Source organism: Streptomyces canarius (genome assembly GCF_014650735.1).
In the GTDB taxonomy this organism is placed as follows: Bacteria; Actinomycetota; Actinomycetes; order Streptomycetales; family Streptomycetaceae; genus Streptomyces; species Streptomyces olivaceoviridis.
In genome coordinates this window covers 575,471-597,544 of record NZ_BMVN01000001.1, presented here as the reverse complement: position 1 = coordinate 597,544, position 22,074 = coordinate 575,471, and the positions used below count along the sequence as shown (strand labels likewise).

At 72.9% G+C, this 22,074-nt stretch carries 17 protein-coding genes and 1 pseudogene; 4 read left to right on the top strand and 14 right to left on the bottom strand.

From position 1 onward, the window contains the following. Positions 1–343: 343 nt before the first annotated feature. From IE294_RS02475 to sigJ, 3 genes are all read right to left on the bottom strand, one after another. Entirely contained in the window at positions 344–826 is a 483-nt protein-coding gene (locus tag IE294_RS02475; protein WP_189881763.1) for a cupin domain-containing protein, read from the bottom strand. Then, positions 823–1,761: an NADP-dependent oxidoreductase gene (locus IE294_RS02470; RefSeq protein ID WP_189881761.1), complete on the bottom strand. Its 939-nt coding sequence runs from the start codon at positions 1,759–1,761 to the stop codon at positions 823–825. Before IE294_RS02470 ends, IE294_RS02475 begins: the two co-directional genes overlap by 4 nt. Before the next feature lie 163 nt (positions 1,762–1,924). Continuing rightward, positions 1,925–2,854, bottom strand: coding sequence for an RNA polymerase sigma factor SigJ (sigJ, locus tag IE294_RS02465; RefSeq protein ID WP_189881834.1), 930 nt, complete (start codon positions 2,852–2,854; stop codon positions 1,925–1,927). Positions 2,855–3,180: 326 nt separating this feature from the next. Here sigJ and IE294_RS02460 point away from each other — a divergent pair, with 326 nt between their 5' ends. Then, positions 3,181–5,193, top strand: coding sequence for a SpoIIE family protein phosphatase (locus IE294_RS02460; RefSeq protein ID WP_189881759.1), 2,013 nt, complete (start codon positions 3,181–3,183; stop codon positions 5,191–5,193). A 525-nt stretch (positions 5,194–5,718) separates the two neighbouring features. Next, positions 5,719–6,183 (top strand): SPW repeat protein, encoded by a 465-nt coding sequence (locus IE294_RS02455; RefSeq protein ID WP_189881832.1) that lies wholly within the window; start codon positions 5,719–5,721, stop codon positions 6,181–6,183. 14 nt (positions 6,184–6,197) lie between these two features. Here the strand turns inward: IE294_RS02455 and IE294_RS49285 are convergent, their stop codons facing one another. The 3 genes and pseudogenes from IE294_RS49285 to IE294_RS02445 all read right to left on the bottom strand — a co-directional run bounded on the left by IE294_RS49285 (position 6,198) and on the right by IE294_RS02445 (position 11,616). Next, on the bottom strand, positions 6,198–6,644 hold the full coding sequence (locus tag IE294_RS49285; protein ID WP_306433305.1) for a RecQ family zinc-binding domain-containing protein: 447 nt from the start codon (positions 6,642–6,644) through the stop codon (positions 6,198–6,200). Positions 6,645–6,990: 346 nt separating this feature from the next. Continuing rightward, positions 6,991–7,848, bottom strand: a pseudogene (locus tag IE294_RS49280) (RecQ family ATP-dependent DNA helicase); the annotation flags it as partial. A 213-nt stretch (positions 7,849–8,061) separates the two neighbouring features. Beyond that, a complete protein-coding gene (locus IE294_RS02445; RefSeq protein ID WP_229916997.1) occupies positions 8,062–11,616 on the bottom strand; it encodes an AfsR/SARP family transcriptional regulator in 3,555 nt (1,184 codons plus the stop codon). A 144-nt stretch (positions 11,617–11,760) separates the two neighbouring features. On the opposite strand from IE294_RS02445, the gene IE294_RS02440 reads away from it, so the two are divergent. Continuing rightward, a complete protein-coding gene (locus IE294_RS02440; RefSeq protein ID WP_189881757.1) occupies positions 11,761–12,996 on the top strand; it encodes an MFS transporter in 1,236 nt (411 codons plus the stop codon). 138 nt (positions 12,997–13,134) lie between these two features. Here IE294_RS02440 and IE294_RS02435 read toward each other — a convergent pair whose 3' ends face one another. Next, entirely contained in the window at positions 13,135–14,604 is a 1,470-nt protein-coding gene (locus IE294_RS02435) for an MFS transporter (RefSeq protein WP_175252306.1), read from the bottom strand. A gap of 179 nt (positions 14,605–14,783) precedes the next feature. On the opposite strand from IE294_RS02435, the gene IE294_RS02430 reads away from it, so the two are divergent. Then, complete coding sequence (locus IE294_RS02430; protein ID WP_189881755.1) at positions 14,784–15,110, top strand: ArsR/SmtB family transcription factor; 327 nt, start codon at positions 14,784–14,786, stop codon at positions 15,108–15,110. 25 nt (positions 15,111–15,135) lie between these two features. Here the strand turns inward: IE294_RS02430 and IE294_RS02425 are convergent, their stop codons facing one another. The 7 genes from IE294_RS02425 to IE294_RS02395 all read right to left on the bottom strand — a co-directional run bounded on the left by IE294_RS02425 (position 15,136) and on the right by IE294_RS02395 (position 21,994). Continuing rightward, a complete protein-coding gene (locus tag IE294_RS02425; RefSeq protein WP_229916996.1) occupies positions 15,136–16,080 on the bottom strand; it encodes a Gfo/Idh/MocA family protein in 945 nt (314 codons plus the stop codon). A 35-nt stretch (positions 16,081–16,115) separates the two neighbouring features. Next, positions 16,116–16,616: a flavin reductase family protein gene (locus IE294_RS02420; RefSeq protein WP_229887067.1), complete on the bottom strand. Its 501-nt coding sequence runs from the start codon at positions 16,614–16,616 to the stop codon at positions 16,116–16,118. 58 nt (positions 16,617–16,674) lie between these two features. Beyond that, on the bottom strand, positions 16,675–17,586 hold the full coding sequence (gene galU / locus IE294_RS02415; RefSeq protein WP_189881753.1) for a UTP--glucose-1-phosphate uridylyltransferase GalU: 912 nt from the start codon (positions 17,584–17,586) through the stop codon (positions 16,675–16,677). Next, positions 17,583–19,094 carry an alpha,alpha-trehalose-phosphate synthase (UDP-forming) gene (locus tag IE294_RS02410; protein ID WP_189881751.1) on the bottom strand — a complete coding sequence of 504 codons (1,512 nt, stop codon included), beginning with the start codon at positions 19,092–19,094 and terminating at the stop codon, positions 17,583–17,585. Before IE294_RS02410 ends, galU begins: the two co-directional genes overlap by 4 nt. Before the next feature lie 88 nt (positions 19,095–19,182). Beyond that, complete coding sequence (locus tag IE294_RS02405) at positions 19,183–20,244, bottom strand: zinc-dependent alcohol dehydrogenase (protein ID WP_229887068.1); 1,062 nt, start codon at positions 20,242–20,244, stop codon at positions 19,183–19,185. A 59-nt stretch (positions 20,245–20,303) separates the two neighbouring features. Further along, complete coding sequence (locus tag IE294_RS02400) at positions 20,304–21,503, bottom strand: acyl-CoA dehydrogenase family protein (protein WP_189881749.1); 1,200 nt, start codon at positions 21,501–21,503, stop codon at positions 20,304–20,306. A 344-nt stretch (positions 21,504–21,847) separates the two neighbouring features. Beyond that, entirely contained in the window at positions 21,848–21,994 is a 147-nt protein-coding gene (locus IE294_RS02395; RefSeq protein ID WP_014675881.1) for an LxmA leader domain family RiPP, read from the bottom strand. Between the last annotated feature and the right edge of the window lie 80 nt (positions 21,995–22,074).

The window sequence follows — 22,074 nt, the reverse complement described above, 5'->3', positions numbered from 1 at the left end:
CCGTGGACCAGGACGACGGTCGGCTTGGGGGAACGGGACATGACCGGACTCGATTCTCTCGCTCAGAGGTGGCACGCGCCCCTGCCGGGGACGTGCCGTGGGCCTGAGGAGAACCTAGGTCCGGGCGCAGTCGGGACCTTTCTCTGCGCGCCCCGGTGATGGTCTTTGCGCGCAGGGCCCCGGAAGGTCGTCATCGACGCCGGCGGAACGCCTGCTCGTGGCCGTCGGCCTCCCACAGCCCGGCAGCCGAGGCGCCACCTGTCCGTCACACGCTCGGTGCCGGGGCGGCTCGTAGGGGCCGCCCCGGCTCGTTCGTGCGGTGTGCGCCCCGTCCTTGGGGCGGCTACGGCTTCGGGTCGTCGACCTTGAGCTTGTCTCCGGTGTCGGACACGAAGACGACCAGGAGCCTGGCCCGTCGGGTCGGGCTGGTGTTCTCGGTGAGGACGTGGTGGGCGCCCGGCTCCTCGACCCAGTTCCCGCCCTGGTGGTAGGTGCGCGCGGGCTTGCCTTCGAGCCGGCTGCGCACGGTGCCTTCGAGGACGTAGGCGTAGACGAACGCCTGGCCGTGCCGGTGCGGCATCGCGCGTGCGTTCGGCGGGAAGTCGACGATCAGCGAGGTGAACGTCTTGCCCTTCACGTTCGGAAGTGCCTGCTGGAGCAGCGGCTTGAGGGTTTCGGTGGGGCGCGTCGACGTCATGGCCGCGGGCGTTGCCGCGCCCGGGGTCGGCCTCTCGGCGTGGCCGGGCCGGTCGGAGGTCGAGCAGGCCGTGGCCGCGGCCAGTGTGGCGACGGCCAGCAGACCGCCGGCGATCCGCGTTCCGATCATGATCGGTCTCCTGTTCCGTCTTCCGCGACGCGGATGATCGTCCTGCCCGGGGTGCGCTTGCCGGGGGCGAACGCGGAGGGTGCTTCGGCGAGCGGCCGGACGGCACCGACGACCGGCTTGAGCCGGCCGTCCCGCAGCCGCGCGGCGAGATCGGTGAGCCGGGCGCGGTCGGGTTCGACGACGAAGAAGACGGCCCGTCCGTCCTTGGGCCGGACCGTGGGAGGCATGGCGATGGTGACGAGCGTGCCACCGGGACGGACCAGGGCGGCCGAGCGGTCGAGGATGTCGCCGCCGATCACGTCGAACACGAGGTCGGCCTCGCCGGCCTCCTCCAGCTTCCCGGTCTCCAGGTCGATGAAGGTGTCGACGCCCAGCGCGAGTGCCTCTTCCCGGGCGGAGGACCGGCCGGTGCCGATGACGCGGGCGCCGGCCTCGCGGGCGAGCTGTACCGCGATCGAGCCGACGGCGCCCGCGGCACCGTGGATCAGGACGGTCTGGCCCGTGGTGAGACGGCCGTGGTCGAACAGGCCCTGCCAGGCGGTGAGCCCGGAGATCGGCAGCGCGGCGGCCAGGGTGTGGTCGATGTCCGCGGGCAGTGGGGCGAGGTTGCGGGCTTCCACCGCGGTGTACTCGGCGAGGGTGCCGTCGCGGGCCCAGTCGGCCAGCCCGAACACCCGCTGTCCGACGCTCAGGCCGGTGGTGCCGTACCCCAGCTCCACGACGACACCCGAGAGCTCGTGCCCGGGCACGCTCGGCGTCCGGTCGCGGCCCGCGCGATCGGTCCACGTGGCGGGCCAGTCCAGCTCTCCGGGGGTGAAGCCGGCGGCGTGCACCCGCACGATGACGTCGTTCTCGGCCGCGTGCGGGTAGGGCATGTCCGTGAGGGACATCCCGGCGACACCGGCGTCACGGTCTCGAACTGTGATGGCTTGCATACAGGTCCTTACTGGGAGGGGCGACGACGGGAGCGCGCGGCCCGTTCACACACGGGGCTCACCGCGGCTCGTCATCGGGAAGACGCAGCAGGTGGATGTATGCCGTTCCACATGATCGATCTCACCTGCCCGCGCGTTCCCCGTCGCCCGTCTTGCGTTCTCATCAGGGAGACGAGGCAGCCCCTGCGGGTGTGACAGCTCGGACGCGCTTGAGTTTGTCCGGGTTCATGACCCTGCGGTACGCGGTGATCAGACCGTCTGTGATCTGGACCGTGTCGACGGAGTAGACCCGGCCTTCCCGGTGGAACACGAGGGCGGGCTCGCCGCCGACCTCGGCGAAGTCGATGCGGTCCGGGCGCCACCGGCGCCCCGTACGCACCATGACCCCGGCGACGCGCGCGCCGCCGTGGATGGGCTTGCGCGCCGCGGAGACGTTGCCGCCGCCGTCGGTGACGTAGACGACGTCCGGATGCAGGAGTCCGACGAGACCGGCCAGGTCCCCGGCCTCGTAGGCGGCGCGGAAGACCGCGAGGACGTGTTCGCGCTCCCTCTTCGACGCCCGCGGCGCGGACTGCTTCGCCCTGGCCACCCGCCGTCGCGCCCGCGAGGCGAGCTGCCGGGCACCCGGCACGGAGACGTCCAGCACTTCGGCGATCCGGCCGAACGCGAGACCGAAGACATCGTGCAGGACGAAGGCCACCCGCTCCGGCGGGCTCAGCTCTTCCATGATCAGCAGCAGCGCCGCACTGACGGACTCGTCGACGAGCACCGGCCGCGACGCGTCCGCCCCTGTCAGCAGCGGCTCGGGCAGCCACGGTCCGACATAGGTCTCCCGGCGGAAACGGGCACTTCTGAGGATGTCGTACGACCGTCGTGCGGCCACCGTCACCAGCCAGGCCCGCAGGTCACCGATGTCCCGCAGATCCGCTCCGGCCGCCCGCAGCCACACGTCCTGGGCCACGTCCTCGGCATCGGCCACGCTCCCCAGCAGCCGGTAGGCCACACCGAAGACCGCGGGCTGGTGCCTCTCCCATTCGACTGCGAGCGGGTCCTCCCGCTCGCGGCGCTGCTCCGTGCCGGAGGACGGCGTCATGAGGCGGGCGGCTTCGGCGACCGCCGCCGTCGCGGGAATCCCGCCCCCCGCGCCGGTCTCGTTCATGACCCCTGTACCTTCCGACATCGGTGCGCCGCATGGCCGGTGCGTCCGCCTTCCACAGTGCCGGTCACCGCGTGCCCGGCGCCGCCTCGGTCCGGCCGTGAGTCACCCGTATCCGGACAGACGCGCCGGACAGTCCGCCGCGGCCCCGTGCCACCCGAAGCCGCTGCTTACGGCTGCCATGGCAGGGACCGGCGCACGCGCGGCATAGTTGCAGTATGTCCACGGATCGCGCTGGGAGATCCCCGGCTGAGGAGCGGGCTGTGGAACCGGGTGACGTCCTGGCGGTGCTCGGTGCCGACATGACGGTCTCCCTGTGGACCGGGGCCGCCGAGCGCCTCTGGGGCCATTCGGCCGGCCAAGTGCTCCACGGCCCCGCCAGGAGGCTGCTGGTCACGAGCGCCCCGGAGACAGCCCGTCTCTTCGCCGGCAGCCCCTGGTCGGGGCGGGTGCGGATCCGCCGCCGCGACGGCCGTGAGGCGACCGCGTACCTGCGGATCACTCCTCTGGACGCCGACGGCGGCGCGGGGTGGCTCGTGTGGGGGCCGAGCGCATACGACCGACCGGGCCTGGATCCGGCCGCGGTGGACGCGTTCCTGCACCACTCGCCCATCAGTCTGGCCCTCTGGGACCGGGAACTGCGGTGCGTCTGGTTCAACGACAGCGTGCACCACCAGGACCTCTACGGCCCCGGGCCGGAGCTGGGCGCTCATGTCACGGACGTGGTCCGCGCTCGTCACCCGGAGTTCCTGGAACGAGCCATGGCGCGCGTCTTCCGCAGCGGCGAGCCGCTCCTCGGGCACGAACTGTGGCCGGCCGACGCTCGGGCTTCCGGCCGTTGCTACCGTGTCGCGCTGGTCCGTCTCGACGGGCCGGACGGTCGGCCACTGGGGGTCTGTTCCGTGGCCGTGCAGGCCGGCACCGGGCAGGAAGGCGGGCGACTGCGGCTGCTCAACGAGGCGAAGAGCCGCATCGGCACCGATCTGGATCCGTTGGTCACCAGTCAGAGCCTGGCGGAGACAGCGGTACCGAACCTCGCCGACTACGTCACCATCGACCTGCTCCAGGCCGTGCCGCTGGACAGGGAGCCCCTCAGACGCCTGAAGTCCACCGATGCGAGCATCCCCGGCTTCTACCGCGCCGGCGCCGCTTCCATCCACGACGATCTCCGCGAGTCCCTCTGGGCACGCGGAACACCGGTCTACGTTCCGCCGGCGTCCCCTTTCACCACCGTGCTCGACCAGCGCAGGTCCTACTTCGAACCTGTGCTCGACACCTCCTCCGGCACGTGGCTCGACGCGGACCCGGACCGGGTCCGGGTCATCCGCCGGACCGGGATGCACTCCCTCATGATCGTCCCTTTGCAGGCCCGCGGTGCGATGCTCGGCATCGCCGTCTTCGTGCGCAGCGAGAACCCGGTCCCGTTCAGCGGGGCGGACCTCGCTCTCGCGGAGGAACTCGCGGCCCGGGCCGCACTGGTCATCGACAACGCCTTGCGCTACACACGCGGGCGCACCGCGGCCCTCGCCGTCCAGCGTGACCTGATGCCGCACCGCTTGTCAGGGGGCGACACCGTCGAGGTGGCCACCCGCTACCTGCCCGCGGACACCCATGGCGGTGTCAGCGGCGACTGGTTCGACGTCATACAACGGTCCGACGCCCGCGTGGCCTTGGTCGTCGGAGACGTGGTCGGTCACGGCATCCACGCGGCCGTGGCCATGGGACGCCTGCGCGCCACGACCCGTGCGCTCAGCAAGTTGGCACTGCCGCCGGACGAATTGCTCCGCCTCATGGACGAACTCGCCCTCGACGCCGCCCGGGACCGCTTCGACGACGGGCCCTCCATGCCACCGGCTTTCCAAGCCACCTGCTTCTACGGGGTGTACGACCCGGGATCCCGGCGATGCAGCATGTCCAGTGCCGGCCATCCCCCGCCCGCGATCATCTCCCCCGACGGGTCGGTCGACTTCGCCGAAGTACCTCCGGGCGCGCCCATCGGGGTGGGGCTGGGCTCCTACGAATCGATCGAGGTGGAGCTGCCGGACAGCACCGTGGTAGGGCTGTACAGCGACGGTCTGATCGAGACGGACCACGACGTCGACCGCGGACTACAGCGGCTGCGCGCCGCTCTCGCCGGTCCTGTTTCCGGTCTGGACGAGCTGTGCGCATCGGTCATCGACACCCTGGTCCCCGACGGACCGGTGGACGACGACATCACCCTCCTCCTGGCCCGCACTCACCCTGCCGCCGAACGGCAACGGCCGGCGGAAGCCTGAGGAACGCCACCCGCCCGCCGAGGCCGTCCGCGCCCTTGAGCATCACGCGCCGCCGGCCCCTGCCGGAGGGAACCCGGGCGTCTCCTCCGGTGTGCCCGGCGGGTTCCCGGATCACCCGGCGCCGCGTCCGCACGCGCGGCGTCAGTGGTCGTGTGCCGTCTCGTCCTCGTGGCCGGGGTCGCTCGGGCCCGGTCGGACACAGCACTCCCCTGGCTCCGGAGCCAGGACGGCCTGGACGCCGTTGACCTCCAGGCCGCGGAGGCAGCCGGAGAGGAAGGCCGCGCTCGGGGTCCAGGCGGCCGGGACGGGTCTCGTCCCGCGCGGTCTCGCCCAGCTGCCGGCCGCGGTGTTCGGCGGTCCGCATGGCTGCCTGTGCGGCGCTGTCGTCGGCGCCCTCGGTGCCCGGAGGGGAACAAACCGCCCCTTTCGCCCTAGATTGCGTACCCCGATCGGGGTACTCGCGGAAGTCCGGACGTACTACACCCTCCGAAGGTGAAGACCATGACCACTTCTCCCAGGCCGTCCATGGAGACGCACCCCGACATCGTCGACATGCGCCTTCGGCACGAGATGGCCGAGCGCGCCACGAGCACGCCCCAAGGCCAGGCCATCGAGACCATGGCGCTGCTCACCGGTCTGTACCTCGCGGCGTCGCCCTGGATCACGGGCTTCAACAACCTGTCCACCCTGGCGGTCACCAACCTGCTCACCGGTATCGCCTACGCCGTCCTGATGAGCGGCGGATTCGGCCGGGCCTACGAACGCACCCACGGCATGGCGTGGGCGTCCTGCGCTCTCGGCGTGTGGGCGATCATCGCGCCGTGGGTGGTGGCCGGCAACGTCAGTACGACGAAGACGATCGTGAACAACGTCATCGTCGGCGCGCTGGCCCTGCTGCTGGCCCTGGCCGCCAGCGCCGCCGCCCGCACGGCGGAGTCGTCCAGGGCACGGCGCGGCATGCCGACGTCGTACGCGCCCGGTCGCGGCTGACGCGTGCTGCGCGATCAGGCGTACGGCTCGCGGGACCACCGGGCCGGAACCGGTGATCCCGCGAGTCCTCGCACAGAGCGCGGACTCGTCAGGTGTCCTGCTGCTCCTCGCCGGGGCGGCGCAGGACGGTGAGCAGGTCGTCGTGGTCCGCCACGGCCTCCAGGGAGAGCGTGTGGTAGCCGGCCCGGTCGAACAGCACGGTGATGCGGTCCGGTTCCTCGCTGAGCACCGTGCCCCCGCCCCACTTCTCGTGCCGTACCTCGGTCCCGGTCGGGAACGTGGCGGCACAGGGGTGTGCGGACCGCTGGTCGCCGCTCGCGCCGCGGTCGGCCTGGGCGCCGGCCCCTTCCTCGCAGGTGTCGCAGTTCCCCGCACGGGGCCTCGTACGCCTCGCCGAAATGGCCGAGGAGGAAGTGCCGTCGGCAGCCGGTCGTCTCGGCGTAGGCACGGGCCGTGTCCACGCGCGACCGGTCGGTACGGCGGTGGGCCTCGCCCGCCCGTTGCGCTCGCTCCACCGCCCGGCCCGCTGACACGCCCTCGGCCGGACGCACCGCACCGCCCTCCGCCGTGGCGACGGCTCCGGCCTCCTGAAGGAGGTTGACCGCGGCGGTGACCCGGTTCCGGGAGTCCCGTCTCCTCGCGCAGTTCCTCCAGGCCGGCCGGGTCCCCGCGATGCCGATGGACGGCTTCGGCCACCCGCGACAGGACCCTGCGGCCGGGGGTCCTGCCCGCGAAATACGTCTGTATCCCGGTGTCCCGCTCCCGGTAGTGCAGCACCGCGAGCGCGGGGTGCCCGTCCCTGCCGCAGCGGCCGATCTCCTGGTAGTAGGCGTCCAGGGAGCCGGGCAGCGAGGTGTGCAGGACGTACCGTACGTCCTCCTTGTCGATGCCCATGCCGAACGCCGGGGTCGCCACGACGACGTCGGCCTCGCCGGCCAGGAAGGCACGGTGGACGCGGGCGCGTTCGCCGGCGCGCAGTCCGGCGTGGTAGGCCTCGGCGGCCAGCCCCAGAGAGGCGAGTTCGTCCGCGTACCGTGCGCTGTCCTTCCGGGTCGCCGCGTAGACGATGCCGGGCTGGGGTTCGGCGGCGGCCCGCTCGATCACGGCCTGCCGGCGCTCGTCCTCGTCGAGGAAGCGGCGGACCTCCAGCCGGATGTTCGGCCGGTCGAACCCGGTGACCATCAGCCGGGGCCGGCGCATGCCCAGACGCTCGGTGATCTCCCGGCGCACGGGCGGGGCCGCGGTCGCGGTCGCGGTCAGGGCCAGCACGGGCGGTCTGCCCACACGGTGCGCGGCCTGCTCCAGACGCAGGTAGTCGGGGCGGAAGTCGTGGCCCCACGAGGAGACGCACTGGGCCTCGTCCACCACGAACAGGGCCGGCCCGACCCCGGCCAGCGCCTCCACCACGTCGTCGCGGGCGAGCTGCTCCGGGGCCAGACAGACGAGACGGGCCCGGCCCGACCGTACGTCCTCCCAGGCCGCCTCGGTCTCCGCCGCGCCCAGGTCCGAGTTGACCGCGACGGCCCCCGGGGCGTCGTCGCCCTCGGGAAGACCCGCGATCTGGTTCCGCTGGAGCGCGAGCAGCGGTGACACCACGACGACCGGGCCGGGCAGCAGCAGCGCCGGCACCTGGTAGACGGCCGACTTGCCGGAGCCCGTCGGCATGACGACCAGGGTGTCGTGGCCCCCCAGCACCCACCGCATGGCCGTGAGCTGCTCCGGCAGGAGGTGCAGCCGAAGACGTCCGCCGCCGTACGGCGCAGACGCCCGGCCCGGACCCGGCCTTCCGCTTCCTGCCCCGTGTTCCTCACCAGGCGCATCGCTCCCTGGGCTCCGTCGGCCCACCGGGTACCCGACGGGCCTGGGCGTACCACCTCGTCAGGGGTGAGCGGGGCCGGGCGCACGGGGAGCGGTGACGGCGCACCGGGCGCGGGCGGCCCGGTGCGCCGGCCCGGCCAGGGCGGTGCGTGCGTGCCGCTCCGCCTCGGCGGGGGTCAGCCGCTCACCGCGCTCGAACGCCTCGGTGAAGGCACGCGGGCCCAGGACCGCCCGTGCGGCGGCGGTGACGCGGTCGACGTCGCCGCGCTCGGCGGGCGGCAGGGGCGCGCCCACGCTGCGGCGGGCGGCGTGGGCGGCGCCGAGGAGCAGGGCCGCGCAGGCGGCGCCGGACCGGTGTCCGCACAGGGCGGCCGTCCCGGCGAGCCCTTCCAGACAGAGCGCGAGGGCACGGGGCTCGTCCAGGGAGCGGGCGATCCTGAGGCCGCGCAGGTGATGGGCGGCGGACCGGGCGGCATCGCCGCGGAGTTCGGCGAGGAAGCCGAGTTCGGCGTGCCGGAGGTGGTCACCGGCCGGGGAGGAGACGTCGGCGTGGGCGGCGCGGATGCGCCGCAGGTGCGCCTCGGCCGCGTCGATGTCGCCGGAGCGCCGCGCGCCGAGGGCCAGGCCCATGTCGGCGTGGATCTCGCCGTACCTGTAGCCCTGTTCGACGGCGATCCGGCGGGCCTGCTCGTGCAGTTCGCGGGCGCGGTCGAAGTCGTGGGCGAGCAGCGCCAGGCGGCCGAGCCCGGACAGCCGCGCCGACACCTCGGCCTGGAGACACAACTCCCGGGCGATCCGGAGCCCTTCGCGCTGGCGGTGGGCCGCCTGTGTGTACTCCCCCTTGATCTCGGCGAGCACGGCGAGCGGCGAGACGGTCTGCAACTCCCCCCAGCCGTCGCCCAGTTCACGGAAGAGGGCACGGCTGCGCCGTCCGTCGCGGGCGACCGCGTCCAGGTCACCGCGGACCAGGGCGAGCGCCGCCCGCAGGCCGAGTGCGGCGGCGGTGCCCCACCGCTCGTCCACCGCCTCGAACCGGGCCAGGGCACGGGCGTTCAGGGCGCGGCTGCCGTCCAGGTCGCCCACGCTGAACCCGCCGTAGGCGTTCAGCCACAGCGCCCGGGCGCGGCGTACGGGGTCGGGTACGACGTCGGCGGCGGGGATCACCGTGCGCTCGCCGGTGAGCAGCACGAACGCGCTGTGCAGCAGGGCGAGTTCGGGATCGGGATCACCGGCGGTGGCGGCGAGGACGGCGGCCAGGCCGCGGCGGCCCTCGGTGAGCCGGCCGCGCAGCAGCCACCACCAGGACAGGGCGGTGACCAGCCGTACGGCCTCCTCGCTCACTCCGGCGGCGGCCCGGCGCACCGCCTCCTCCAGGGCGGCGCGCAGATTGCCCGCCTCGGTGTCCAGGCGGGCGAGCCAGTCCCGCTGCCGTGGTCCGCGCAGCCGCTGCTCCGCGCGTTCGGCGAGCGCGAGGTAGTGCCGCAGGTGCCGCTCGCGTACGGCGGACTCGTCGGCCGTGTCGCGCAGTCGCTCGACGGCGTAGGCGGCGACCGACTCCAGGAGGCGGTAGCGGGGGGCGGCCGGGCCGGTCGTGACGACGACGAGGGACTTCTCCACGAGCCGGGTGACGAGGTCGAGCACCGCGCCGCCGGGCACGCCCTCCCCCGCGCACACCGCCTCCGCCGCGTCGAGGGCGCAGCCGTCGCTGTGCACGGCGAGACGGCTCAGCACGAGGCGTTCCGGCACGCTGAGCAACTCCCAGCTCCAGTCGATCATCGCGCGCAGGGTCTGCTGACGGGCGGGCGCGCCCCGCTGCCCGGAGGTCAGCACCCGGAACCGGTCGTCGAGCCGCGCGGCCAACTCCCGTACGCCGAGGGCGCGTACGCGGGACGCGGCGAGTTCCAGGGCGAGCGGGATGCCGTCCAGCCGACGGCAGATCTCGGCCACGAGGGCGGGGTCGGCTCCCTGGTCCTCGCCGGTTCCGTCGTCCTCGCCGGTACCGAGCCGGAAGCCGGGCGCGCGGGCGGCGGCCCGCTCGGTGAACAGGCGCACGGCGTCCGGGGTGGGCAGCGGCTCGACCAGGAACACCGTTTCACCGGCCAGGGCGAGCGGTTCCTGGCCGGTGGTGAGGACGCGCAGCCGGGGGGCGCCGCGCAGGAGCAGCGCGACCAGTTCGGCGGCGGACGCGACGACGTGCTCGCAGTTGTCCAGCACGAGCAGGGTACGGCGGTCGCGCAGGGCGGCGGCCAGCCGGTGCACGGGGGAGGCGGCCACGGTGCCGGTGGCGGGCGGGGCGGAGGGGGCGTCGTCACGGATGCCGAGGGTGGCGGCGACGATCCCGGCGAGGTCGTCGGGGGTGGCACTGCGCAGACCTGCGAACTCCACGAACCAGACCCCGTCGGGTACGCCTCCGGACGCGAGCCCCTGCGCGACGGCCACCGCGAGACGCGTCTTCCCGACGCCACCGGGGCCGGTGAGGGTGACCAGCCGCTGCCGCGCGAGCAGAGGGGAGAGGTCGGCGAGGGCTTGGTCGCGGCCTATGAGGGGGGTGAGGGGATGGGGGAGGTTGGTGGGGGTTGCCGGGGTGGCGGCTGTGGCGGGGGTCATCTCGGGGGGCGACGGCGGTGGGGACGTCCGCGGGGCCGTCTGCGGCCACGGCGTCGGGTGCGGTGGCACGGCGGCCCCGGAGTGCGGCGCGGCGCCCTCGGAGTGCGGCACGGCGGCCCCGGAGTGCGACGAGGACGCCGGGGACGGCGGCACCCGGTCGGCCGGGGCCGGGTGCGGCGCGGTGCCGCGGGGGCTCGACGCGGTGCCCTGCGGGCTCGGCACGGTGAGCTGGTGGCTCGGCGCGGTGGCCCCGGCCGGACCCGCGGGGTCGGTGGTCAGCGACGGGTCCTGGCGGAGCATCGCCCGGTGGAGGGCGCTCAGGGCGGGGCCGGGGCAGGCGCCGAGTTCGTCGGCGAGGCGGGTGCGGAGATCCTCGTACGAGGCGAGCGCTTCGCCCTGGTGGCCCGCGCGGTACAGCGCCCGCATCTGCACCGCGCGCAGACGCTCCCGCAGCGGATGCTCGGTCACGAGCGCGGCCAGTTCGCCGGCGAGGAGCAGGTGGTCCCCCGCCGCCAGCCGGGCCTCGGCCCGCTCCTCCAGCACGGCCAGCCGCTGCTCCCCGAGGCACTCCCGGGCCGCGCGGGCGAAGTCCTCGTCGGCGAAGTCGGCGTACGCGGGCCCCCGCCACAGCCCGAGGGCCTCGGTGAGCAGGGTCGCCCGCACCCGTGGGTCCGCGACCGGGCGCGCCTCGGCGACGAGCCGGCCGAACCGCTCGGCGTCCACGTCGTCGGCCGGGCCGAGCCGCAGCCGGTACCCCGGCGGCTGCCGTACCAGCCGCTCGCGGCCGACCACCCGGCGCAGTTGGGAGACCTTGGATTGGAGCGCGCCGGCCGGATTGCCGGGGAGGCGGTCGCCCCAGAGGTCGTGGACGAGCCGGTCGGCGGAGACGGGGCCGCCGTCGTGCGCGAGCAGATCCGCCAGCAGCGCCCGCACCTTGGTCTCGGGGACCCTGAGCGGTTCCCCCTCGTCGTCCCACACCGCGAGTGGTCCGAGCACCCCAAACCGCATGCGCACCACCGTACCCGTCCGGTGAGCGGCTCGGCCGTCCCGTCCGGCGCCGCAACGTTCCCGAAGGATTTCCGAAGCATTCCGCAAGCGCCCGCCCGCACCGTTGCACCAGACACGGATCCACGAGATACGGAGCGCATCACCATGACCGCCTCCCCCGACACGGCCGCCCCCTCCGGCAGGGATTCCGGTGCCGCGCCGCCCGCGCGGCGGCGCGGCGGGAAACTGCCGCTGCCGGCGCTGCTCGCCCTCGCCACCGCGGTGTTCCTCACCAGCCTCACCGAGACGCTGCCCGCGGGCCTGCTCCCCGGGATGAGCCACGACCTGCGGGTGAGCGAGTCCGCGACCGGGCAGACGGTCACGGTCTACGCCATCGGCACGGCGCTCACCGCGATCCCGCTGACGGCGGCCACCGCCGCCTGGCGGCGCAAGCGGCTGCTGCTCACCGCCGTGGCGGGCTTCGCCGTGGCCAACACGGTCACGGCCGTGTCGTCCGTCTACGGCCTGACGATGGTGGCCCGCTTCCTCGCCGGTGTCGCCGCGGGCCTGGCGTGGTCCCTGCTCGCCGGCTACGCGCGGCGCATGGTGGAGGTCCCCCTCCAGGGCCGGGCGATCGCCGTGGCCATGACGGGGATCCCGGTGGCGCTCTCCCTCGGTGTGCCCGCCGGGACCTTCCTCGGCCAGGCCCTCGGCTGGCGCGTGGCGTTCTGGGCGATGACGGCACTCGCCGTGGTGCTGCTGGTGTGGATCGCCGCCGTGGTGCCCGACCATCCGGGCCTGCCGCGCGGCGAACGCCCGCGGATGCTGCGGGCGCTGGGGGTGCCGGGCGTGCGCCCGGTGCTCTTCGTGACGCTCGTCTTCGTGCTGGCCCACACGGTGCTGTACGCCTACATCGCCACGTTCCTGGACGGCCTGGGGATGGGTGACGACACCGACCTGGTGCTGCTCGCCTTCGGTGTCGCGTCCCTGCTCGGCGTCTGGGTGGTGGGGGCGCAGATCCAGTACCGGCTGCGCTCGTTGACCATCGCCGGCACCCTGCTGGTGGCGGTGGCCGCGGCCTGGCTGGGGGTGCTCGGCGACGGCGGCGCGCCGGTGTACGTCGCCGCCGCGCTGTGGGGGCTGGGCTGGGGCGGGCTGCCCACCCTGTTGCAGACCGCCGTCGGCGACGCGGGCGGCGACCGGGCCGACGCGGCGCAGGCGATGCTGGTCACGCTGTGGAACGTGGCCATGGCCGGCGGGGGCGTGCTGGGCGGCGTCCTGCTGGACGCGGCCGGCAGCGGCTCCTTCCCCTGGACGGTGCTGGTGCTCCTGCTGCCCGTGCTCGCCGTGGTGCTCGCCGCGCGCGGCCATGGCTTCCCGTCCCGGCGCCGCGCGGCGTGAACGCCGTACGCCGGTGACGGTACCCGGCCTTCCGCGCGGAAAGGTGCCCCGGCGGCCGTGGCCGCCGGGGCACCCGAGCGCGTCGGCCGCCGTGCGCGTCCCGCGGGGGATGGTCGGACGCGTGGTGGCCGGTCGCGCTCACCGAACCGTGAGGACGGGATCCTCGACGGCCGCGGAGGCGGCCTGCGCCTTCTTGCTGGGCAGGCCGAGCGTGATGAGCAGGCCGACCACCATGCCGACCGCGGTGAGCAGGACGACGAGGAACTCGCCGTCGGCGGTGGCGGCCTTCAGGGCCTGGCCGGTCTTGCCCCCGGTGCCGGCGTCGGCGATGGCGGTGAGGACGGCCAGGCCGATGGCGTTGCCGATGTTGAGGGTGGTGGAGGCCATGCCGTTGGCGATGCCCTGCTCGTTGGCGGCGACTCCGGTGGAGGCGGCGATCCACATGGCGGTCCAGACGATGCCCTGGCCCACACCGGAGACGATCAGTCCGGGTACGGCCATCAGGTACGTGGCGTCCGCGTCGAAGCCCCAGGCCAGGAGTGCCGTGCCCACGGCGCCGACGAGGAAGCCGGCCAGCAGCGTGGGGCGGGTGCCCAGCCGGGTGGTCAGGCGCTCGCCCAGCTGGGTGCCGGTGGCGATGGCGACGGAGGGCACGAGGAAGGCCAGGCCGGTCTGGAGCGCGCTGAAGCCGTGGACGGACTGGAGCAGCACGGTCAGGAAGTACGGCAGGGTGCCGAAGGTGGCCATGTAGAGGAAGGTGACCGTGATGCCCACGCTGAGGCTGCGGTTGCGGAACAGCCGGAACGGCATGAGCGGGTCCCGGCTGCGCGACTCGATGACGGCGAAGGCGATCAGGAAGACGACGGCGGCGACGAAGGAGCCGATGACCTCGGGCGCGGTCCAGCCGTTCTCCGGGCCCTCCACCAGGGCGAACACGAGCAGCGTGGCACCGGCGGTGACCGTGAGGGCGCCGGGCAGGTCGAACCGGCGGCCCGCGGTGCGCGCCTCGTCGCGCGGGATGACGGCCAGTGCGGCGAGGGCGACGAGACCGGCCAGCGGCACGTTGACGAAGAAGACGGCGGGCCAGCCGAAGCTCTCGGTGAGGATGCCGCCCAGCAGCGCGCCGACGGTCAGACCGCTCGCGCCGGCCCCGCCCCACACGGCGAGTGCCCGGTTCCGCTTGGGCCCTTCCTCGAAGAGGGTGTTGATCAGGGACAGCGTGGACGGCAGCAGGAGCGCGCCGCCGATGCCCTGGACGGCACGGGCGGCGATGATGACGGCCGGACTGCCGGCCAGCCCGCCGGCCAGGGACGACACGGCGTAGACGGTGAGTGCGAGGACGAAGATCCGGCGTCGCCCGAGCAGGTCCGCCGCCCGACCGCCGAGCAGCAGGAAGCCGCCGGCGAAGACGACGTAGGCGCTGACGACCAGTTGCTGCGTCTGGCCGGGGAAGCCCAGGTCGTCGCCGATGTCGGGCAGGGCGACGAAGACGATGTTCAGGTCGAGCGAGAAGATCAGCTGCGCCAAGGCCAGCAGCGCCAGACTCCAGCCCAGCCGTCGCCCGTCCGGGCCGGCGTGGCCCGACTGGAGCGTGGGTGAAGTGGACATGAGAGGTCAGCCCCTTTGGGTCGTGGGCAGGGCAGCCCAACCAGTACGACTGTTCACATGCTTACGTACAATCGAACGGTCAGCAACCGGGGGAACGAGATCCAGCCATGCGCCGGCGCACCGGTCAACGAGGGCCGCACGCCCAGGGGATGGTCATACTGTCGCGGTACAGTGGGACAATGATCGCCCACCACCCCGACCGTGATCAGATCCGCATCGAAAACGTCCTCAGCGCCCTCGGCAACCCCATGCGCCTGACCGTTGTCCGCGTCCTCAGCGACGGCGAGGAGCACAACTGCGGCAGCATCCTGGACGGGGTCTCGAAGTCGTCGATGACGCACCACTGGCGCGTTCTGCGCGACGCCGGCGTCATCTGGCAGCGCCCCTCGGGCCGGGAGAACCTGCTGTCGCTGCGCCGCGCCGACCTCGATCACCGCTACCCCGGCCTCCTGGACGCGATCCTGGACGGCGCGCGCAGCGACGCCGGCCTCCAGCGGCAGGGCTGACCGGTCCGCCCGGCCCGGCCGGGGATCAGAGCCGGCGCCGGGCCACGCCGGCGATCTCCTCCAGCAGCGAGGCCGTACGCCGGATGTCGCCGTGGTCCGGGGGCTGCCAGGCCGGCCGGCCGCCGAGCTGCCGCAGGAACGCCGTGAGCACCGCCCGGGCCTGGGGCGGTTCGTGCCGCCACGTCGTCCCGGTCCGTCCCGTCCGCAGCGTGACGCTGCCGCCGGCGACCTGGATCGTGCCGTGCCGCCCCGCGAAGCGCGCGGTGAAGCCGGTGCGCGGACCGATCCAGCTCGCGTGCAGCGTGACCGGGACGCCTCCCCAGCGCAGCACCGCGGTGCCGGCCGGTTCCAGGGCAAGCCCCGGGCGGTGGCGCAGCTCCGCGTCGAGGACGTCGAGCGGCCGGCGCGGGGCCAGCCACAGCAGCAGGTCGATCAGATGGATGCCGAGGTCGCCCAGCGCTCCGGCCGCCCCGTGGGCGGGGTCCAGCATCCAGGCCGCCTCCCCCGTGAACGCGCCGTCCGTGAGCCCGGTGTGCGCGAAGCCCAGCCGTACGGCGGTGAGCGGCCCGAGGACGTCCTTCCGCAGCAGTTCCCGCACCCGTCGCAGGCCCGGCGCGCAGCGCAGGAACATGGCGGTGGTCATGGGTGCGCCGGCCGCCGGCGGCGGCAACAGACGGGCGGTCTGTCCGGCCGTCGCCGCCAGGGGTTTCTCGACCAGGGTCGGTACGCCGGCCCTGACGGTGTGGGGCAGCAGCTGGGCGTGCTGCGCGGTGGTGGAGGTGATGACGGCCGCGTCCGCGCACCGCAGCGCCTCCCGCACGGACGCGGCACCGAACGCCGGCCTGTCGCCGGTGTCCGGTGCCGCGGGGAGCACGACCGCCGAGATGCGGGGGGCGCGGGCCAGGAGGTCGTGGTAGTCACGGAAGTGCACGTGTGAGGTGCCGAGCAGGGCCACGTGGAGTGGTCTCAACGGGTCGCTGTCCCTTGGTGTCGCGTCCGGCGGTGTCAGCGGGCGCCGACGGCGGTGGCCTCGGGAACGGGCCGGCCGAAGGAGCGGTCGCTGTAGACCAGCGGGACGCCGTCACCGGTGTGGGTCGCCTCCACGCGGCCGATGAGGATGCTGTGGTCTCCCCCGTCGACGATGTCGTGCAGGGCGCAGGCGACGCGCGCCGCCGCGTCGCGCAGGCCGGGGAGGCCGAACTCGCAGGTCTCCATGTCGCCGTCGGCGAACCGGTCCACGCCGGAGCGGGCGAAGCGCAGGGCGACGTCGCTCTGGTCGGCGGCCAGGACGTTGACCAGGAACCGCTCGGCGGTCACGAAGGCGTGGTGGGTGCTGGCCTTCTTGTCCAGGCAGATCAGGACCAGCGGCGGCGTGAGGGACAGGGAGCTGAAGGAACTGCCGGTGAAGCCCCACCGGTCGCCGGACGCGTCGACGGTCGTGGCGATCGTCACGGGAGCCGGAACGCGGGCCATGGCACGGGTGAAGAGGGAACGGTCGACGGTCATGGAGAACATCCGTTTCGCGGGGCCGGGGTGGCCGGCCGGGTGAGGGGGGTGGCCGGTGTCAGGGGCTCTTCGGCATCGACTCGGTGACATACCGGTGGAGCCAGGTACGGAACTCCTCGCCGAGGTCCTCGCGTTCGCACGCGAGCCGCACGATGGCGCGCAGGTAGTCGCCGCGGTCACCGGTGTCGTAGCGGCGGCCCTTGAAGACGACGGCGTGGATCTGCTCGTCCCCGTCGGACAGCAGCCGTTGCAGCGCGTCGGTGAGCTGGATCTCCCCTCCCCTGCCGGGCGGGGTGTCGCGCAGGACGTCGAAGACGGCCGGGGACAGCACGTACCGGCCGATGACGGCGAGGTCACTGGGCGCCGTGCCGGGCTGCGGCTTCTCCACGAGGGAGGTCACCTGGACGACGTCGGAGTCCTTGGTGAGGTCGACCGCCGCACAGCCGTAGAGGTGGATCTGCGCGGGGTCGACCTCCATCAGGGCGATGACGCTGCCGCCGTACTCGCCCTGGACCTCGGCCATCCGGGCGAGCAGGGGGTCGCGCGGGTCGATGAGGTCGTCCCCGAGCAGTACGGCGAAGGGCTCGTCCCCCACGTGCGGGGCGGCGCACAGGACGGCGTGGCCGAGCCCCATGGGCTCTCCCTGTCGCACGTAGTGCAGGGCGGCGAGGTCGTTGGTGGCCCGCACCTTCTCCAGCCGGCCGTGGTCACCCTTGGCCCGCAGGAGGCGTTCCAGCTCCTGGTTGCGGTCGAAGTGGTCCTCCAGCGCCCTCTTGTTGCGTCCGGTGACCATGAGGACGTCGGTCAGTCCGGCGGCCACGGCCTCCTCGACGACGTACTGGATGGCCGGCTTGTCGACGACGGGCAGCATCTCCTTGGGCGTGGCCTTCGTGGCGGGCAGGAACCGCGTTCCCATGCCTGCCGCGGGGATGACGGCCTTCCGCAGGGGGACGGGCGGTACGGGTGTCATGTCAGGGCCCATTCGGTGTCGGAGGCGAGCGGTGCGGAACCGTCCGCCACGGGGGAGCCGGGAACGCCGGGGCGGCCGTCGGACAGGGCGGCGAGGAACGAACGGGCCCAGAACTCCACGTCATGGGTGAGGACTTGGCGCCGCAGTCCGCCCATGCGGAGGCGTGCCTGGTGCGGGGACTGGGCCAGTGCCTCGGCGAGGGAGTTCTCGACGTCGTCCAGGTGGTGCGGGTTGACCAGGAACGCCCCGGTCAGCTCGGCCGCCGCGCCCGCGAACTCGCTGAGCACCAAGGCCCCGTCCTCGCGGTACCGGCAGGCGACGTACTCCTTGCAGACGAGGTTCATGCCGTCACGCAGCGGGGTCACCAGCATGACGTCGGCCGCACTGTAGAAGGCGGCGAGTTCCTCCCGGCTGACGGAGGTGTGCAGATAGTGGACGACCGGCCGGCCGACGCGGCTGAACTCGCCGTTGACCCGTCCGACGGCGCGCTCGATGTCCTCGCGCAACCGGACGTAGTGCTCGACGCGTTCGCGGCTGGGGATGGCGATCTGGACGAAGGCGACCCGGTCGGGACGGATGCGCCCCTCGGAGAGCATCTCGTGGACCGCCCGGAGGCGGACGTCGATGCCCTTCGTGTAGTCCAGCCGGTCCACCCCGAGGATGATCTTCTCGGGGTCGCCGAGTTCCTCGCGGATCTGCCGGGCGCGCCGCTGGACGTCGGGCCGCCGGGCGAGCCGGTCGAGTTCGGCCGCGTCGATGGAGATGGGGAAGGCCCCGATGCGGACGTCACGGTCACCGAGACGGACCATCTCCTGGCCTGAACCGGACGCGGGGTGCGGTGCGGTGGGCAGGCCGGTGAGCCGGTGCGCGAGCCAGCGGAAGTTCCGCGCGCCGCCGGGCCGGTGGAAGCCGATGAGGTCGGCGCCGAGCAGGCCGCGCACGATCTCGGTCCGCCAGGGCAGCTGCATGAACAGTTCCACGGGCGGGAACGGGATGTGCAGGAAGAAGCCGATGCGCACGTCGGGGCGCAGCTCGCGGAGCATGGCCGGCACGAGCTGGAGCTGGTAGTCCTGGACCCACACGGTGGCTCCGGGACCGCTGGCCCTGCTCGCGGCCTCGGCGAACGTGCGGTTGACCCGCACGTAGGCATCCCACCAGCCGCGGTGGTACTCGGGCGGCACGATCACGTCGTGGTACAGCGGCCAGAGGGTGCCGTTGGAGAAGCCCTCGTAGAAACCGCGGACGTCGTCGGCGGAGAGCCGCACGGGGTGCAGGCGCAGGCCGTCGTCCGGGAGGGCGGGCAGGTCGTGGGCCGTGGTCCCGGGCCACCCCACCCACACGCCCCGCCTTCCGCGCAGGAACGGCTCCAGGGCGTTGACGAGGCCTCCGGGGCTGTGCCGCCAGTGCGGGCGGCCGGCGGCGTCGCGTTCCAGGCTCACGGGCAGGCGGTTGGCCACGACCACGAGGCCGGCCTGCGCTCGCGGTGCCTGCGTGTCTTCGTCGTCCATCCGGAAGCTCCTTGTGCAGCGGGCTGGGGCGGGGGCGCCGCGCCGGGTGTGCCGGTCGGTGGTCGCCGGCGGCACACCCGGCGGCGGGTCACTTGCGGAAGTCGACGATGGTCTTCAGGTCGGTGGTGAACCGGTAGTTCTCGAAGATGGCCACCAGACCGTCGTAGTCGTCGAAGGGGTGGACGGTGGACAGCAGCGCCTTGCCGTCGACGATGCCCCGGAGCAGCATCTGCATGGCCGCCGCGATGACGTTGGCGCTCTTGTGCATCGGGAAGTGGGTGACGTCGAAGGGCGCCGAGCGGATGTTGATGCCCTTGGCGAGCATGAGCCAGGTGTCGAACTTCTGCATCTCCTGGGACGCCCCGTAGAGGACGTAGCGGCCCCCGGCCTTCATCTTGCGCATCGCGACCCGGCGCGGGTCCTTCTCCTCGTCCACGCCCTTGACGGTGGGCAGGGCGTCGAAGACGTAGTCGAAGGTCCCCTCCGGGACGGAGTCGATCAGCTCCTCCGGCAGGTAGGCCCGGTCGGAGAACTGGCTCTCGGCGAAGGCGTTGCGGGCCGGGTTGGTGTCGACGGAGACGACCGTGTTGGCGGCGAGGAGCTTCTTGATCACGCTGCCCGCGATGATGCCGATGGGGCCGGTGCCCAGGATGAGCACCTTGTCGCCGACCCGCGGCGGGTTGGACAGCACCGAGCGCATCGCGCCGGTGACCGGCTCGATGAACGAGGCCTCCAGGTCGCCCATCTCCTCCGGTATCTTCACCGCCGCCGCTCGCCGGTCGTCGTTGAAGTTGCGGTCGGCGGCGAAGACGTCCTCCTTCACCTGACCGGAGAAGATGGGGCGCACGGTGCGGTACTCGGCGAAGCCGCCGAAGTCCGTCTGGCCCCAGTAGACGATGCGGTCCCCGACCTTGACGTCGACGGAGCCGCCGTCGAACTCGGGGCCGATGTCGACCACTTCGCCCAGGTACTCGTGACCCAGGATGACGGGATATTCGGACGGGAAGAGGTGTCCTTCGTAGAAGGAGATGTCGGTGGAGCAGATCGACACGCACCGCGTCTTCATCAACAGGCCGTCGACCGGGGCCGCGGGGACCGGGAGTTCGGCCAGAACGGTCTTGCGCGGGGCCAGGAGCTGAACTGCCTTCATCGATTCCACTGGTTTCCTCCGGGATGTGCCGGCATCGGGTTCTTGGATACTTCTCGGGGTCAGCGGCGCTTCAGCAGTTCTCCGCCGAGGAGGTACTGGCCGGCCATTTCGTAGTGCGTGGACGACAGCGTGATGTGCTTGACCGCGGAATGCACGTCACGGAAACAGCGCTCCAGCCGGCTGGTGGCGTAGACGGAGGTGGCGCCCGCCAGGTTGTAGGCGATGTCGACCGCGGCCGAGGTGTTCTCCGCCACCGTCGCGGCGGTCAGGCGCACGAGCGCCGTCAGCGGCTTTCCACCGGTCTCACCGAATTCACTGACGCGGTCGGCGGTGTCGGCGAGCAGCAGGCGCGTGGTGTGAACGAGCATTTCGGCGCGCGCCAGTTTCTCCTGGACCACATGGCTGGTGGCCAGCGTGCTGCTCGCACCGGTCGCGGTCTTCTTGACGGCGAGTTCCTTGAACGCGCCGACCGCGTCCTGGGCGATTCCGAGCGCGGTGGAGGCGGACGTGAACGGCCCGAAGTCGTCGTAGCTGACGGCGTAAGCGCGTGATGCGCGGGCGGCCGGCGGACGGGTCATCTCCGCGCCGTCGACGGTGTATTCCCGCGGGACGAAGACGTCCTGGACGGTGTAGTGGTTGCTGCCGGTTCCGCGCAGCCCGACGGTGTACCAGGTGTCCTGCAACTCGACCGACTTGCGCGGCACGAACAGCATGCGCAGTTCGGGGCCGCTGTCGGTGCGGCGCACCTCTCCCCCCTCGGTGACGAAGGCCGCGCACACCAGCCAGTCGGCGTGGGCCGACCCGCTGGCGAACGCCCACTCGCCGCTGAGCCGGTATCCGCCCGGGACGGCCTCGGCGCGGCCGGAGGGGTTGACGCCGCCCACGACGAGGCCGTCGTGGTCGCGGAACAGCTCGGTGGAGGTGGCCTCGGGCAGGTAGTCGGCGAGCCGGCCGATGGCGCCCTGCACGCCCATCTGCCAGGCCACGGAGGCGTCCAGACGGGCGAGCGCCTGGATGACGGCGGAGCCGGTCCGGATGCTGACCTGCGAGCCGCCGAACCGCCGCGAGACCCACATCCGCGGGATCCCCGCGTCCCGCAGGGCCTCGAACACGGGCCGCGGGGTCACGCGTTCACGGTCGGCCTGCTCGCGCGCCGCCTCGATGACCGGCGCGATCCGCTGGACCCGGTCCAGCCACGCTTGCGTCTCCTCGTCCGGCAAGACGGAAGGCAGCGCGTGCTCAACGCTGAATTCATTCATGAGATAGCTCCGTACTGTCCCGGAATGGGCTACGAGAGAAAACCGCAGGACATGAACTTCGAGGGAACGCGTCGACATTGACGCTGAAACAGGAGAGCTTCGGCCTCACGGCAGCAGCCTGGGCGCCGGACAGCGGATCCACCTTCTCAAAAGGGAATCCGAGGCCTTCTTCGCTCACTCCGCGAACAGTGCTCCCACCTCGCGGCTTCGTTCTCCATTCTGGGAAGGACCGGGACTCCGGGCAAGCCCCGCCGGCCGGAAGTTGCACGCCGCGGACGACAAAAGAGCCCGGGAGAACGGTGAGTTCTCCCGGGCTCGGCGTCCGCGCCGTGCGGCGCGGTTCGTCAGTGCTGGCCGGTGAGGCTGAAGGTCGGGGTGATGGAGAATCCCGGCGTCTTGGCCTCGGTCGACGCCTCGACGGCGGCGGCGAGTTCCTCAAGGTCGGTGTAGGCGTCGAAACCAGTGGCCAGTTCGGCGGTCTCGTTCATCATGCTGCTACCTCCTGTTTGTTTTCAGGGGCTCCGGCCGGAGACATTCCTTTTATAGCAAGCACGGATCTGACCACCAAGAT